The following is a 17,156-nucleotide window of genomic DNA, read 5'->3' on the forward strand; positions in this document are numbered from 1 at the left end:
GTAGCGCAAGGATTGCCCGCGGAAAGACCGCCTAGCTTTGTATCGTTGAAATTAACGCATGAATTATTCGAAAGAGTTTGTCCGTTACGTAACGCTATCATTAAATACACTTCTTTAATTGGGACAGCCGGAAGAGTGTTGCCGTTAGACGTTAAAAAGCTACGCGATAAATATACGCAGGATTTAACGTTACTTAATGAGTCCGTAGGAGTATTTAGTAGTCTGACGGGCCATGCGATGCTCGACTCGTTAGATAAAATTGAAGAAGCGCTTAATGAAGATGAGACGGAAGCGTTTGATTTGGTACGTGAATTATACGCTAATATTGCGTTATTTATGGATCGACCGGCTATTTACGACATGGTTTACGATAATGTAGCCGAGGTAATTGACGAAAAAGAAGAAGCGCTAGCACATTACGAATCAATACAACATTTAATTTAAGGAGAGCGATAATATGAAAGCAAGTGATTTAAAGAAAAGGCTAACGGATCAGCAAGCGAAAGCTGCGTATCTTTTGGTATTAAACGATTTTGAAGGCGGGAATCAAACGCAGGAGGAAATTGCGCAAGAAGTAGGCGTTAGTCGCCGAACACTACTTGAATGGCGTAGAAAGTCCGACTTTATTGCGTATCAAGGGGCATTATCGGACCAGCATCTCCAAGCATTTCGTAGTAGGGCGGATAAAGTACTGATGGATCAAGTAGATAAAGGCTTTATTAAAGCGCTCGACTTGTACTACACCTTGTTAGGCCGTAAAATTACGAAAACAGAAACGACTGAAGTCCGTCAAACATCTACGTACATGAGCGACGATGATATACAGGCGGAATTAGAAAAACTTTCGAAATCAATCGAGGGATAATCGGCGTCACCTTAACGGGTGGCGTCTCTTTTTTTTGTTGCAGAGTACGACACCAATCGACTATAATATGACCTATCGGTGATATAAAAATGAACGGAATTGCTTGCGGTTAGCTTACCGGTTTAGCACACGGAGCCCTTACGGAAGAATGTCGTAAATTGACAGGGTAGGGGTCGCTGGTTCAAGTCCAGTTGGGATCATACGAATTAGAAGGCTCAAACCTAAGTGTAACAAGGGTTTGGGCTTTTTTTTATTTTATAACTGATAACTAGCTGTGTTTGAAAAGATAACTCAAACTGCACTGCATATGGAAAATTAAAGGAAGACTCAAAAGGTGTTTATAAAGGGGAAGTGAAATTACCGATGGATTGCTTATGGGGTAAGACAATTGTATTAAAACAAGAGATATTTGTTCGTAAAGTGATGAGCTGAATTATTATAAATAACTCTGGAAAGATAAAATTTTCATTTTGGGGATACTTTAAAATATTAGCCTGATGGACATAGGTATCACCACATGTTCATGGATGAAAGAAAGAGCCTATTATTAAACTGTACCCTATTCTTTGGGTCGGAAGAGGTGCAATAGATGGATGTAAAGACATATAGGGCGCTACTGTTTTCTTGGTCTAAGGAGGCCAAGGTAGAAATAGTAGAACTCATTTCCGCCGGCATAGGTATGGCCGGACCTGTTCTGTTCGCCACAGTTTTAGGCTATCCCGCCCTTGGTTTTGCTGCAACGGTCGGCAGTTTGGCAGTCAGTAGTGTGAAAGTCGGTTCGAGTTTTATAAATCACGGGAAAAAGTTGGCATCAGCGCTGATATCAGTAGTGCTCGCTGCGATTGCTGCTGTTCTCTCTTCCGGACATGGCTATCTGACATTTGGAGTCTTGATTCTGCTGGTAAGCCTTGCTGCGTTAATTGGCGGATATAGTCGTGCCTTGGCGGTGACAACAACACGCTTTGTCGTATTCCTAATCATCATCCTCAACATGGTCGACCAGACGGAGTACCGGATGGAACTAATTTTTTCAATCTTAGCAGGGGCGATTTGGACCGTCAGTGTCAGTTTGGTGCTAGGTATATGGGTACACCGTTGTTTTAAATCATCGCTGGATGTAACTGTGAAACCAACATCGAGAAAAATCATTCTATGGCGGAATTCTATTGCACACCTATCCGGTTGGCAATTCCCAATCAGGCTCGCGTTATGTCTAGGTATAGCTGAGGGATTGCGAATACTTTGGCCCGAGCACCACTTTTATTGGATTGCAATTACAGTAGTGATCCTTACTCAGCGGAAAATAGAACTTTTACCAATCAAAACAACACAACGAGTGCTTGGTACAGTAATCGGCGTGATAGTTGCGAGCTTGCTTCTCGCAACTAAGCTACCAATTTGGGGGTTAATTATAAGTATCGGGCTTTTCGCAGGTGTCCGACCTCTTCTAAAGGTTCGAAATTATCTTGTATACTCTGCAACCATGATTCCGCTCATTATTTTGACCATGGAAGCCGGCAAGCCGTTCCAGTTTATAATTCTGTTCGACCGTATATTTGCAACCATTATCGGTGCAGTCCTAGTGATTGTAGTGAACTTGATATTTAGTAGAGCAATGGCGAAAACAGTGTAAAGGTGGTTATCTAGCCAAAGATGCCTTAAGATTTCGGACATCTTTTCAGTTGAACAAAATCCCCCCTAAAATGTATACAATGATTCAATTAATTTGCCGTCCTTCAAAAAGAAGATTTTGTACCTTTTAAAGGTTACTATACATTCCCATCAGTATAAGATATTGTAATACCTTTAAATAAAAAAAGTTATCCTTTCTAAACAAGTTAGATTAGAAAGGATAACCCTAAAAATAATAGTAAATAGTAGCCCATTCCACACTGTCAATTATACAAAAGTCTTGTCCTAATCCATAGTTATTTAATACTTTCACTACTAATAGTCTTGTTTCAGAAGCAACTCCTTTGTTCTTATTGTCACATGAGTATCGTATTCTCATGTTAAATGGTGCAAATATTATTAAACATGGAGCTGTAATCAACTAATCACATTCTTAAAAAAATAAAAAGATTACAAAAAAAGTCTATTTATTTAAAATCAAAGTTGAAAAGATGAAAAAGGTATGTTAAATTAAAAACATCAGTTTGACTGAAATACATTTTTGGTCAGTTAGTCAAAAAGGAGCGTAATACGTTGAGTACAAGTAAAAAGAAAGGTATTTTAGAGGCAGCGACAAGATCTTTTGGAACATTTGGTTATAAAGCTACAACAATGAGTCAAATTGCAAAGCAAGCAAATGTTGGAAAAGGAACGATCTACACATTTTTCAAAAATAAAGAGGAATTATTTGATGAAATCATCGATAATCTAATTTTAGATATGAAAAGTGTAGCGGAAAATGCCATTTGTGATTCTGATTCTTTTATTACCCAAGTTCATAAAGGAATCGAAACAATTACGGAATTTCAAAAAGAACATAATTTAACGATTAAACTTCTTCAAGAACAACGTGAAATTGGAACAGTTGAGGTCCATGACGCAATTAAGAGAATTAACAATGTGATTATTCAATATCTTAAGCGTAAGATTGAAGAAGCGAATAATCGAAATGAAATCGTTCAATGTGATGCAGAAATCACTGCTGTAGTCTTATACAGGTTGTATACAACACTAACAATTGAATGGAGCAGAGATCACGAGCCTCTAGATAAGCAACGTATTACAGAACTATTTAATTTCTATATTTTAAATGGATTGTCAAAATGATAATCCATTTTTAAATAAATAAAATTGACCATTTGAACAATATGGTCAATTGTTCAATTCAAGAAGGAGAGAGAGACGTGTTTTCACAATTTGGAAATGAATTAAGTCATATTGTACGAAACAAAAAGCTTTTAATTCCAGTGATTGCAGTATTGTTAGTGCCATTATTATATAGTGGAATGTTTTTATGGGCTTTTTGGAATCCGTACGGAAGTTTAAAGAAATTACCAGTAGCAGTTGTAAATTTAGATGAAGGAACAACAGTTGACGGAAAGTCTTTAAACATAGGAAAAGATTTTGTTAAGAATCTTAAAAAAGATCACAATTTCAAGTGGAAGTTTGTTAGTAATGAAAAGGCTATGAAAGGTTTGAAAAATCAAGAATATTATATGGCAGTTCGTATTCCTGAAAACTTTTCAAAAAACGCTGCTTCTGTTTCTGAAAAAAATCCAAAACATTTAACAATGGAATATATTCCAAATGAAGGATTCAATTTTCTATCAGCACAAATTGGAAATTCTGCATCCGAAAAAGTAAAAGAAAAAATTTCTAATACAATAACTCGAAATTATGTAGAAACGATTTACGATAGTATTGGCGAATTAACTGGTGGCATTGCTCAAGCTAGTGATGGGTCATCAAAATTAGATAAAGGTGTTGGAACTGCTAAGGATGGTTCAGAGAAACTTGCAAATGGACTTAAATTATTAGCAGGTAAATCAGTTGAATTAAAAGAAGGTGCTAGTAAATTAAATGATGGTTCTCAAAAAGAGAAAAATGGTTTAGTAGCATACACAAATGGTGTAGGAAAATTATCTCAAGGGATTAACCAACTTCATAATGGTGTAGGACCTCTTTCAAAAGGTGTAAGTGACTTAAATGCTGGAGCGTCTAAGTTAAATACTGGTATGAATTCTCTGTCAAATGGTTTAGATCAATTATATTCAGCAAACGGTCAACTACTTGACGGCTCAAAACAAGTGTTAGGCGGGTTAAATTTATTAAACGGAAATCTTCCTCAATTAAAAGCCGGTACTCAACAATTAGCAGATGGTGCAAATTCATTATCAACTAATTTAACTACATGGCAAAATAAGGCGAATGAAGCGAAAATAGGAGCTAGCCAAGTAGCTGACGGGCTATCTCAATTACAGAAAGAAGTAGCACCATTATTATCTTCATTACCTAAGGAACAACAAGATGCTTATAATGCAAAAATCGAAGCGTTAGTTTTAGGTAGTAAGCAGGTTGCAAGTGGAGTAGGTGATTTATCATCTGCAGCAGGGCAACTAGGCCAAGGTGGTAAGCAAGTAGCAGCAGGAGCGACTACTTTAAATGAAAAAAGTAATGAACTTGAAGCAGGTGTAGGTAAATTAGCTGCTGGTCAATCAAAATTGACAAATGGATTAACTCAATTTGGTGAAAAACTCGGAGAAGCAAATAACGGTGGAAAACAGCTTGCTACAGGAACTCAAGCTTTAGCAAATGGAACAAATAAACTGTCGGAAAGCTCACCGGTATTACTGTCTGGTATTAATCAACTAAATGATGGAGCAAATAAATTAAGTAGTAATTCACCAAAATTAGTAGATGGTATGAGTCGAATTGCAGGTGGAATAGGTCAAATAAGCGATAATACACCAGCGTTAGAAAATGGTGTAAATCAACTGGCGGATGGATCAAATCAACTGAACAGCGGATTAGGAAAAATTAAAGATGGATCACATGAGTTATCAACAAAATTAGGTGATGCGAAAGAGCAAACAAAAGATGTTGGTGTAAATAATAAACAATTAGATATGTATTCAAATCCAGTTAAATTGAAAAAAGAAAGTATAAATAATGTTCCTAACTATGGAACAGGTTTTACACCATACTTCCTTTCAATGGGATTATATGTAGGTGGTCTATTGATGTCGGTTGTTTACCCAATGAGAGCTGCTGCATCACGTCCTAAAAATGCTTTTGCTTGGTTTACTGGAAAAACAGGTATTTTAATGGTGGTAGGAATCATTCAATCAGTTATTGCAAGTGTGGCATTAATAAGTATATTAGGTCTAGAAGTTAAATCTTTACCTTACTATTTATTAATTAGTCTTGTTTCGCGTTTCGCGTTTTTAGCGTTAATTCAATTTTTAGTAACTGTTTTTGGAGAACCAGGAAGATTCCTTGCTATTATTGCGTTAATTTTACAGCTAACAACAAGTGCTGGTACATTCCCATTAGAACTAGTTCCGAAATTCTTACAACACTTTAATGCGATTTTACCAATGACATATACTGTTCAAGCATTTAAGGTAGTTATTTCCACAGGAGACTATAGCTTAATGTGGCATAATGTAATGATCTTATTGGGCTTTATTGTTTTATTTAGTGTATTATCTTTTGCATACTTTGCGGTAGCTTTTAAAAAGCAATACGGAAGTGGAATGGATCAAAATACTGTAGAAGCATAATTAATCAAACGACATGTAGCATTTGCTATGTGTCGTTTTTTACGTAGTTGAGGTAAACATTGTTCTATGGCAACAATGTTTACGATTGTTGGATAAGAAACGTTTTTTCTTCTAGTGGTAAATAATTTTTTAAGTCAATATATCTTGGAATAAAATAGTGAATCCTGAATGAATTATAATTTGTTTATCGTATATATAAATTAAACAATCAGTTTCCTATTACACCAATCACCCTACCTCGTGAAAAAAACTTTTCGATTGCACATAAATTGCACAGACATATTGGAAACTATAGAATTAATAGATTTATATAATAAAAAAGCCCTTGTATTGGAATTACCCCTGTCAAGTAGACAATAAATAAAAGGGACGCAGCCAAAGCCCTATATTCAGTAGAGCTAAGGTTATTTAACTTCATTTGAAATTGATAGCACCATCAACATTGCCAACGCCACTGGGTCATTTATTGAACTAGTCCAATAAAAAAAATCACCGAAGCAGTCCAGCGTTGTTGAACTAACTCCTACGTTGAACAACATGAACTACTGCTTAGTCGGTTTTTTTATTGTGCTAAATGGATGGTTAGGTTAATAGAAAAACCACATTAGGTGTTGGTCCAATGTGGTTTATAAGTATAATTATTGCTCTTTTTAGGAGATCTTTAGGGTTTAGAAAATAATAAAATTCGTAGTCAATTATCGGATAACGATAAACGGTCTCATCATTTCATAATCTTCGTGCTCCAATATGTGACAGTGCCATACATACAAACCGGTATAAGGACCAAACTTCATGATAATTCGAGTTACTTGTTTAGGTTCGGCTCGAACGGTATCCTTCCATCCTTGTTCCAGTGGCTCTGAAGTTATCGCGGGACCCGTATAATGGATAATTTTTTCCTTGTTATACTTTTCTACGTCGAATTCTCTTCGGTCGAGAATTTGAAAATCAATTAAGTGAAGATGGATAGGGTGTGTATCAGTTGTTAAATTAATAAAGCACCATATTTCAGTTGAACCTAATTTTGGATTTTCAGATACAGGGGCATCCCACTGTTTATTATCCAATAGCATATATTCACGACCGTACTCATCCATATTATCATTTAAAGTTAGGTACCGTACCTTTGAAACTGATTGTTCATTTATTTTTGGAACAGGTAGCATAAAAGCTGGGATCACACTTGTATCAACACTTGATAATGGAAGAGTTACGCTAAATTGCATCACAGTACCTGTATTTTCATCTACAGGATCACCGGTTGGAAAAGGAGCGGGAGCATCGTTTTTCATGATAATATTATTTCCCTCAAGATTCGTAAAATCAATGATTACTTCAGCACGTTCAGCAGGTGCTAACATAATTTCTTTTATCCCTAAAGGGTGTTGCATCAATCCTCCATCCGTAGCAATTTGATACATATACTGACCAGAATCAAGATTAATTCGAAAGAAGCGGGTGTTAGATCCGTTTAGTAGCCTAAAGCGATATTTTCTTGGTTCCACTTTTAAATAGGGATGTACTTTGCCATTCACGATAATTGTATCCCCAACAAATTCAGGAATAATAGATGTTTGCAATTCTGGGATTGTTTTATCTGGCTGGCTTGGATAGTAAAGTGAACCATCCTTATTAAAGCTTTTGTCCTGTATCATAAGTGGAATATCATAATTATCACTTGGTAAATTTAATAAATGTTCCTGTTGATTACTTATCAGATAGAATCCCGCTAATCCCGCATACACATTGAGCCTAGTGATACCAAGTGCATGATCATGATACCAAAGTGTGGAATCTTGACCGCAATTATCATATTGATATACTTGCTTTCTAAAATAACGCCCAACTTGTTTAAAGTCTTTTGTAAACCAAGCTTCAGGATAGCCATCGCTTTCCCATTCAACACAAGCACCATGTACATGTACTACCGTACGTACTTCAGGTACGTCCTCATGTGCGCCGTGAACCGTATAGTCTGTAGGAAATAAGTGCTTATCAGGGAGATTGTTGATCCATTTGATAAAGACGATTTCACCTTTTTCTACTTTAATTGTAGGTCCCGGGTAGCTGCCTTCGTACCCCCAGACAGTGGTCTCATTTAACTCACAATGAAGTGATTGCTTGAACTCAGTCATACTTACTTCGTAATAAGTATAATACTGATCTTTCCATCGAGGTTTTAAAATAGGTGGAATAGGGAGTTCTTCTTTAAATTTAGAGAGAATTATTTTTGAGGGGGTTTGTTCCTTACTGCCACATTGGTTATTGGAAGTGGATTTACATTGATCTCCACATATACAATTTGGATTTTTACAATGAGGATTGGTGCATTTTTTGGAAAAGATGTTCAAATTATCTGTGACGCCATCATTAATTTTCATTCACATCCTCCTTTTCTAAATTCCTGTTTAACCAATCATTGCTCATTCAAATTATAAATTTCCAAAAAAAATTTTAAAATTCCCTCTTAAACTATTAATAAATTATGCATGGTGGGCTTGGACGGATACTAACAAGAAAACACAGTTGCCTTAGATTTTGTCAAAGCTGTAAAGAAGATTCTTATGAAATGTAATTAAAGTATCGGGTACGATTCTTCAAAGTCGAAGGTCGGATTTTCTTTATTCAAAAAGCGGGGGAGGGTAGTTCGCACACACAAAGGAAGTGCTGTCGGCAAATTTCGGTGTAAAAACAAGTGTTATTGCAAATATTCCTGATGATCAACTATATATTTTTCAAGCAAACGTTCCCGGTCATAGAAAGTCAAAAGGTTGAAGACCCATACGGTACCGAAACCATTTACACATCGACTACTTGCTAAAGAGTCGATTGTAACCCCGGGGCGGGAAGGTGCGTATAGTCGATTCTATCAACTTTCCTATTTCCACAACAATTGCCGCATCGTTATTAGAAATTAAACCAGGCGCAATGAGAGAAATGCATTGGCATCCAAACAATGATGAAGGGCAGTATTATATTTCAGGTACGGTGCGCATGATCGCTTTTGCACCACATGGTACTGCCCGTACTTTCGATTATCGTGCTTGGGATGTAGGATATGTACCGTTTGGATTTGGGGCATTATATTCAGAATACTGGTGATCAAACCTTGTGGGTTTTGGAGACATTTAAGAGTAACCCCTTTAAAGACCTTTCTCTAAATCAATGGATAGCGATTACACCTCTTCAACTAATTCGAGATAATCTAAATGTAGGACCTGAATTAATAAACAGACTGCAAAAGGAAAAACAGTTTATAGTAAAATATCTGGGATATTCAAACTACTCAAGAAATAATATGTGGTCTCATCATTTTTTATTTGGAGTTGAAAACAACTTGGACAGAAGACACTAAGGCATCAAGGAATCTTACATTGGTTGCAGGAATAAACCAGCAGTTAAATCCTTTCGTTGTAGGGGCTGAAGTTCCTTCAAAAAATATTTGACCAAGATCAATGATCCTTTTACTTTTTTATATTAAATGGAAAAATCAATCTTGTTATAGTTTAAATGTACCTTTAAAAAGCTTTTAATTATGGTGTGAATTAAAGATAGGCACACATTCGAAACTCAATACATAATAATACGAGAATGATTTTTTTCTGAATTTTAACTAACATAGAGGTGGTTTGATGGAAAAAAGAGTTATTCGATCAACAACTGGTAATATTCCTCAACCAATCAGAAGTGATGGAGCTGGTGGGGTTGACAATGGTCCACGTAATATTATGCGTGATATTCAAAATCCAGATATGCTAGTCCCACCTATTACAGATAATGGCTTGGTCCCTAACTTAAAATTCTCATTCTCAGATACTTCTATGATTTTAAAACACGGTGGATGGTCCAGAGAGGTTACTGCTAGGGAGTTACCTATAGCGACCACACTTGCGGGAGTAAATATGAGCTTAACAGCAGGGGGAGTACGAGAACTCCACTGGCATAAACAAGCAGAATGGTCTTTTATGCTATTAGGAAGGGCACGCATCACCTCAGTTGATCAAAATGGGAAAAATTTTATTGCAGACGTGGGTCCAGGGGATTTATGGTACTTTCCAGCTGGTATCCCACATTCAATTCAAGGGTTAGAGGATTGTGAATTTCTGCTAGTCTTCGATGATGGAAACTTTTCCGATTTGTCCACCTTATCCATTTCATCTTGGTTCGCACACACTCCAAAAGAGGTTTTGTCGTCTAATTTTGGTGTACCCGAGAGTGCGTTTAGCACTATTCCTTCAGGGCAGGTCTATATTTATCAAGGAGAGGTACCAGGTGCGATTGAAAGTCAAGAAGTCCAGTCACCATATGGAGAAGTTCCTTTAACCTTTAAGCATGAGCTCTTTAAACAAACACCCATCAAAACCCCTGGTGGCAGCGTTCGAATTGTGGACTCTACTAATTTTCCAATTTCTAAAACTGTAGCTGCAGCACTCGTAGAAATTGAACCTGGTGGAATGAGGGAACTTCATTGGCACCCGAACAACGATGAGTGGCAGTATTATCTTACGGGACAAGGAAGAATGACTGTATTTACTGAAAACGGAGCAGCTCGCACATTTGACTATCGAGCTGGTGATGTCGGATATGTTCCCTTTGCAACTGGACACTATATTCAACACACGGGGACCGATACATTATGGGTTTTAGAAATATTTAAAAGTGACCGTTTTGAAGATGTGTCACTAAATCAGTGGATGGCGTTAACTCCAAATGAATTAATACAAAGCAACTTAAATGTAGGACCAGAATTAATAAGTGCTTTACGCAAAGAGAAATGGCCTGTAGTGAAATATCCTGGTTTTTCCTATATACCTAAATGATTGAAAAAGCATTACAAATTATATGACCTATTGGCAGGTTGGCGGTTGACATGGGAAGCGTATTTATATCAATATTTGGTTCTGTGATCGTAGCTGTCGGAACGATTTCAGCTGCACTCAGTTCTACGCCATTGTACTTTATAAAAAGTAATTTGCGAAATGACTTAAATTTATTGGGAAATGTTTTACAGGCAGGTGGAAATGCTTTACAAGCTGATGTACAAGGGAATGTCCTTAGAACTGTTGGGAAGGAATTTCAGTCAATTGGAAATTCTATTGTAGTTACGGGATTGGTTATTGACTTTAAAAAAGAAATAGACCAAAAACTATTCATCACTGGTAACTGGATACAAGCTTTAGGTGGAGCAATTAATTTTGGCCATGGACTTGAGCTCGCCCCCTTTCCTGGGCATTCAGAAAACCTTATAGGGAACTTTTTGCAAGCCACAGGAAACTCATTGCAAGCTATAGGTGGGACATATGAATTAAATAAAAGTGGAAACAACGATGATGACAATGAAAATGAAAATTCATACAGTCCTAATGGAATAGTAAATAAAAAGAAAAAGAATGGCTATGGTTATGAGCCCTATTTAAGAAATAACAATGAGAATTCAGAAACATTAGAAATAACAGGTAGTTGGATCCAAGCAATTGGCTCAGTCATTTCGGTGATTGGGACGATAAAAGAAGCTACTCAAGATATGCAATCGAATAGTCCGTAAGTTTTGTAGTCTTCTTTAAGACAAAATTAAAATTATAAACGCACCTTTAAAAAATAAACTTTAATATCTTATTGAACTACCATGGGAGTACGTTATAAACTTCCATTCAATGTTGTGAATCTGAGGATGCATGGATGGCTAACGCATGCGATAGTTGAAAATCAAGGGTTACCATTGCAGCTCTTTTTATTGTGCTAACAAGCAGTTTGGTTCAATCAACAGCAAAAAAGGATCCTCAATCGAAGATCCTTTTTTCGTTGATGATAGGTTACTAAGTATTATTCCTTATCATCATGAGGATACTTGTGTGGACTGTTAATCAGCCTTTTTAAGTCTCCACGATAAAAGACATCCTTGAATTCTTGTGGTCGAAACGGGATTAGTGGTGCTAAATACGGAACACCGACAGATCGTAAGCTTGCCATATAAAGTATCAACAAAATGAATCCAACTCCCATTCCTGACAACCCAATAAAATTTCCTAGTAATAAAAATGGATAACGTAATGTAAGCGCTGCACTCGCCATACCACCAGTTGAGAACAGTAAGCTGGCCAGAAATGTCATTCCTACAATGATTAAACTAAGAGGATGGACTAGTTCGGCATCAACTGCTGTCGAACTAATCATCATAGTTCCAACTAAAGAAGCCACAATGATGATATCAGTTTGAATCCGAAAAGAAGTGAGCATCAAAACGTATAAAATAATCATAAATAGCGATACTTCCCAAAAATAGGAGAGGATTGTATCTGATGCTGTGAAATAATCTTTGGCAAACTTGGAAGGAAACCAATTGGAATGAAAGTTAGCGACTGCAACATAGATTCCCGGTAAGCAGACTGTCAGAAAGTAACAAAAAAATAAAATCAATCGGTTAGAAAGTTTTCCAGCTTTCAGATAGTATTCGTTCGGCTGTGCCATATACTGAACGAATAAAGAAGGAACAATGGAAGCGGTCGGCGTGCCATTGACGAGTACAGCAATTCGCCCTTCATATAAAGAGGCAGCTACAATATCTGGCATCTCGGTAATAAATACAAGCGGAAAGATGGTTTTTTTCCTTCCTTCTAATGCCTCATCCACCACTCTACCTTCTAGAACGTATTCGACATCCAATATGTCAATTCGCGTTCGTACTTTTTCTAACGCGATTCTATCGACTTTATCTTTCAAATACACAATTGAAACCTCCGTTTTTGTATAGCGCCCAATTTGCTTTGTTTCTACACATAAACTCGGTGACTGAATAATATTACGTATTAAATTCAAGTTCACTTTTAATAGCTCCGACAGTCCAATCATTGGACCACCTGGTGAACGCTGTCTGCTACTTTGTTCAACCGAACGTTTTTCCCATTGAGCAGTTTCCGCAATGATCCCACTGTCAAATCCATCGACTAAAATCAGTGTTTGCCCTCGGACGATCCCGTTCAGTGCGTCCTCGAAAGATGACACCATTTCAGCTGAAGAAACTCTTATGTGTTCAGAAGCTAAGTGGTCGATAAACGATCCCGTATCACTTTTTTCCATTTTTCGAAATAAAAACAACGGTGTAATGAGGAAGTCGCGAATCACATCAGTATTCACGAGATCATCTAGATAGACGAGTGCTAGATTGTATTTGGTTTCACCGATTCGAATCGTTCGGACAACTAATTCAGTTGTATGGTTCAATTGTTCCTTGATTGTTTCAATATTTTTAAGAAGACTTATTGTAAAATTCGCGGGGGGATGATGAATCATTCTCTTTCACCTCTAGTCAATTAATACTTCTAATAACCAATAATCAGTATGTACTAAGTTATTTTTATTCAGACATATCTAGAAAATCATCTTGTTCAACTAGTATTAAATAGAGCTCTTCAAAACGGTGATGCTGTGACCGCATATGTTCGCCGAGAAAATTCAATCTCAATCAAACATGAGAATTTAAAAATCATTGTGGGTGATTTATCAAATAAACAAAAATGTGGGGCGGAACAATTGCAATTAAATTAAATAATGATGTTGTGATCGATTGGGTGATTTTCTTCCCGTAATAAAAAAAGTTCATCCACCGAGGTTAGACGAGATCTGCTGGGTACGATTAGCAAAGTCAAACATATAATTAGTAACTCAACCGGCTTAATTACATATGTTAAGTGATATTTTTATAAAAAAGACAACGCAAACTACCCGGGTTCTGGAATGAATTCGGGTAGTTTTTCAAAAACGTTGTTTTTTGAAAAATATTAGGCAGATGATGTCTACCATATTTGCCAAGTTGCTCAGTTCTTTCAACTCAACACTCTATGTCACTTAGTTATCGTTGCTGACAATGACACTTCATGAGGGCCAAACAAAATTCTATCACTCACCTTGTGATAACTTAACAGCACTCAGGTTTGATCCTTCAGTTTGATTGACGACAAAATATGGGACTTGTTAACAATAATGTGGTCTTCATAAAGAAAATTTATCTATTTTAGAAGAAAATCTCAATGCTAGAAGGAATGGTTATTAAAAGATAATATGATACGCTCCAATCCAAAGTTCACGAGCATTTGAGACTAATTCTTGATTATCTTCAATATTGAAAGATTGATTAACAGCATTCCAGTTTAGCTGAAATCAGCCAACAGAATTGTTATGGGAGAAAAAGTCGCTAAGTTTAAAGCTGATCAAAATCGGTAATTATCTGATCTTGGAAAAGTTGAAAAAACCGTAAGTACCTATAAAACTGAATTGTAAATAAAACACTCTGCATTTTTAAGTAAGCGTTCCAAAAGATAAACTCACCAGCATCTTAGGAATTGCCATATACAAACTATACATGTAGAGTGAATCTCGCAACTCATTTTAAAGTAATGCAGCAAGCCCATTGGGCGCTGCCTTTTTATGTTTCCTATAACGGATATACAAGCCGTCACCGGATCGATCGCCAGATTCACGTCACGGTAATTTACAAAAACTAACAAAATATTTACAATATTACTAAAGTAATATGACACACTCCTACTATTCTAATCTTGTTAAATAGATTTTAGAAAAGATCCAAGGAGGAGAATTATGAAAAAAGGACGTTTGACTAAAAAAAGAGCAACGATAGTATTAGCACTAGCATTAACGATTCCCGCTGTAATGCCGGTTTCAGCCATGGAAAATAAAGGACATGTAACGATTGATTCTGTAAAATTTAATGGGATGGATGCGCCAAAAACTATTGATAAGATGGTTCAAACCTATTCGAACGCATCTCTGGATGTAAAATATAGTAATGGTGAAGTAAAGAATTTCCCGCTTTCATATAACAGGCTTTTCAAATCTGAAGATAAAATCGTAATGAACAATGGAGAGTTCATTCCAGCTGGTACACCTATTGATGTGAACGGGAAACCGATTGTTGATAAAAGTGTAGCAGGAAACTCTACATATTTTGTATCTGATGCTCCCGATGCCAATAGTCTGTTAAACCCTATTGGTGGAAAGATTTATATGGTCACCCATTATGAATATCAAACATTTGATGCCGCGGGTAAGTCTGCTTATGGAATCGTTCCTGCTTCGATGTCTTTATCAACTATTCAGCAGGATAAGAATTCAGGCAAACTCACTCCTACAAGTGTAAGTAAAATTGACTTCTCTAGCGTAAACGGTCTTTGGATCCCTTGTAATGGTTCTTTATCGCCTTGGAATACCCACTTAGGTTCTGAAGAGTATGAACCGGATGCACGTAGTTTTGAACTAAATCCAACCTCATCTGCAAGGACTTCCGTTGAAAGCTTTGCCCAGCTCTATTTTGGGGACAAATTAAAAGCAAATCCTTATTTCTATGGATTTATTCCGGAAATTAAGGTAGACAATCATGGAGAAGCTTCCGTTTCAAAACACTACAGTATCGGCCGTTTTTCTCATGAATTAATGAAAATGATGCCTGATAACCGCACTGCTTTCTTTGGTGATGACGGTTCCTACACAACGATGTTTATGTATGTAGCTGATAAAGAGAAGGATCTTTCTGCCGGTACACTTTATGCCGCGAAATTCCATCAAAACGGGACGGAAAATGGCGGTTCCGGAAACTTGGAATGGATTAAATTAGGACATGCTTCCGACGAAGAAATCAAAGCAATAATCGATAGCGGCGTGAAGTTCAGTGATATTTTTGAAATCGCTGGAGGACCTAAAGAAGGATTCAAAGCGATTAAGCAATACACATATGGAAAAACAGAATACCTAAAAGTAAAGCCTGGAATGGAAAAGGCAGCAGCATTTTTAGAATCTCGTCGTTATGCAGCTATGCTTGGTGCTACCTCCGAATTCAATAAAATGGAAGGTGTTACTTTAAACGAAAAAGATAAGAAAGTGTATATTGCCATTTCGGACCAAAGCAATGGTATGCTTGAAAATGCTAGTGATCCTTCCGATGATATAAAATTGCCAAAAATTAAATCTGGGGTTACCTATCAATTGAATTTGACAGGTGATCAAAAAGACAGTAGCGGACAAAAGATTCACAGTCAATATATTGCAGCCAATATGTTAGGATTAATAAAAGGTGAGGATTTACCTGGTCCAGATGCATATGGGAACACAGCTAATGTGGGAAAAATAGCGAATCCCGACAACTTAAGCTACTCAGAAGCACTAAGAACATTATTCATTGGTGAGGACAGCGGCATGCATACAAATAACTACGTATGGGCTTATAATGTTGACACCAAAGAATTATCAAGGATTTTATCGAATCCTGCAGGAGCAGAATCAACAGGTTTGTCTGCCATCGACAATCGTAATGGGTTCTCCTATATTATGAGTAACTTCCAGCATCCAGGTGATGAATTAGAGGGTAAAAACATTACAGCTGTTAATAAAGCTGAATTAATTAAAGCAATGGAAACTGAAATCGGTATTGATCGTACAGGTGGCGTAGGGTATATTTCCGGTCTGCCATCAGTTGAAGACCTGCTAAATACGAATCGAGATGTGAACAGCATCTTTAAAAAATAAACAAGTAATAAGCTATTGCAATAGAATATAAGGTTTAAACTCCGGTGTTCAATGAATCCCGGAGTTTATCGTTTAGTTTTATTCCTATACTCAACACAATTAGTCTGGATAGTCATAATTGGCTATTAATTTTTTCTAAACGCTTTAAAACACAAGTCGATTCAAAATAGGATGGGAAAGAATTATTTAAAAGTTAATCAAATTGAAATTCCTCATTGAACTGACTGGCATTAGTTCAAATAGGATTGTGAAAGGACTGTCAAAATTAAGTAGTCTTTTTCAGTTATTATATATTAAGATTTTACTTTAACAGAGCCTTGATAAGAGAAAGACAGTGTAAAAAATTTATACATACTTATTTCATTCAGCCCAATCCGTTTTTTCGATTTTTCAAAATGTAGGATCGTAATTTCTATTTTTACTAAGATCTACTAGCGCTTCGCTTAATCGAAGCAGATGTTCATGATGATTATATTTTTCCATGTAGTCATTTATAATTTTGTTTTCAAAGGGTTTAAGTA

At 36.6% G+C, this 17,156-nt stretch carries 10 protein-coding genes and 1 pseudogene; 9 read left to right on the plus strand and 2 right to left on the minus strand.

Going from position 1 to position 17,156, the window contains the following annotated elements; translation table 11 throughout:
* Nucleotides 1–12: 12 nt before the first annotated feature.
* The 5 genes from ACFVRR_RS00920 (at nucleotide 13) to ACFVRR_RS00940 (ending at nucleotide 6,099) form a co-directional block, all read left to right on the plus strand.
* Nucleotides 13–444, plus strand: a complete 432-nt coding sequence (locus tag ACFVRR_RS00920) for a hypothetical protein (protein ID WP_387323725.1) — start codon at nucleotides 13–15, stop codon at nucleotides 442–444.
* Between the two features lie 13 nt (nucleotides 445–457).
* Nucleotides 458–865, plus strand: a complete 408-nt coding sequence (locus ACFVRR_RS00925) for a phBC6A51 family helix-turn-helix protein (RefSeq protein WP_387323727.1) — start codon at nucleotides 458–460, stop codon at nucleotides 863–865.
* A 589-nt stretch (nucleotides 866–1,454) separates the two neighbouring features.
* Nucleotides 1,455–2,498 (plus strand): FUSC family protein, encoded by a 1,044-nt coding sequence (locus tag ACFVRR_RS00930; protein WP_387323729.1) that lies wholly within the window; start codon nucleotides 1,455–1,457, stop codon nucleotides 2,496–2,498.
* A 572-nt stretch (nucleotides 2,499–3,070) separates the two neighbouring features.
* Entirely contained in the window at nucleotides 3,071–3,643 is a 573-nt protein-coding gene (locus ACFVRR_RS00935; RefSeq protein WP_387323731.1) for a TetR/AcrR family transcriptional regulator, read from the plus strand.
* A 77-nt stretch (nucleotides 3,644–3,720) separates the two neighbouring features.
* Nucleotides 3,721–6,099: a YhgE/Pip family protein gene (locus ACFVRR_RS00940; protein ID WP_387323733.1), complete on the plus strand. Its 2,379-nt coding sequence runs from the start codon at nucleotides 3,721–3,723 to the stop codon at nucleotides 6,097–6,099.
* A gap of 695 nt (nucleotides 6,100–6,794) precedes the next feature.
* Here ACFVRR_RS00940 and ACFVRR_RS00945 read toward each other — a convergent pair.
* Entirely contained in the window at nucleotides 6,795–8,327 is a 1,533-nt protein-coding gene (locus ACFVRR_RS00945; protein ID WP_387324893.1) for a multicopper oxidase family protein, read from the minus strand.
* A 418-nt stretch (nucleotides 8,328–8,745) separates the two neighbouring features.
* On the opposite strand from ACFVRR_RS00945, the pseudogene ACFVRR_RS00950 reads away from it, so the two are divergent.
* From ACFVRR_RS00950 to ACFVRR_RS00960, 3 genes and pseudogenes are all read left to right on the plus strand, one after another.
* A pseudogene (locus tag ACFVRR_RS00950) lies at nucleotides 8,746–9,454 on the plus strand (cupin domain-containing protein); the annotation flags it as partial.
* 277 nt (nucleotides 9,455–9,731) lie between these two features.
* Nucleotides 9,732–10,919: an oxalate decarboxylase family bicupin gene (locus ACFVRR_RS00955; RefSeq protein ID WP_387323735.1), complete on the plus strand. Its 1,188-nt coding sequence runs from the start codon at nucleotides 9,732–9,734 to the stop codon at nucleotides 10,917–10,919.
* A gap of 50 nt (nucleotides 10,920–10,969) precedes the next feature.
* Nucleotides 10,970–11,644 (plus strand): DUF6944 family repetitive protein, encoded by a 675-nt coding sequence (locus tag ACFVRR_RS00960; RefSeq protein ID WP_387323736.1) that lies wholly within the window; start codon nucleotides 10,970–10,972, stop codon nucleotides 11,642–11,644.
* Nucleotides 11,645–11,922: 278 nt separating this feature from the next.
* On the opposite strand, the gene ACFVRR_RS00965 is transcribed toward ACFVRR_RS00960, so the two are convergent.
* Nucleotides 11,923–13,389, minus strand: a complete 1,467-nt coding sequence (locus ACFVRR_RS00965; RefSeq protein WP_387323739.1) for a spore germination protein — start codon at nucleotides 13,387–13,389, stop codon at nucleotides 11,923–11,925.
* A 1,305-nt stretch (nucleotides 13,390–14,694) separates the two neighbouring features.
* On the opposite strand from ACFVRR_RS00965, the gene ACFVRR_RS00970 reads away from it, so the two are divergent.
* Nucleotides 14,695–16,635 (plus strand): PhoX family protein, encoded by a 1,941-nt coding sequence (locus tag ACFVRR_RS00970; RefSeq protein ID WP_387323741.1) that lies wholly within the window; start codon nucleotides 14,695–14,697, stop codon nucleotides 16,633–16,635.
* Nucleotides 16,636–17,156 lie beyond the last annotated feature (521 nt).

Origin of the sequence: Gottfriedia sp. NPDC057948 (assembly GCF_042887255.1) — a bacterium.
Lineage (GTDB): Bacteria > Bacillota > Bacilli > Bacillales > Bacillaceae_G > Gottfriedia.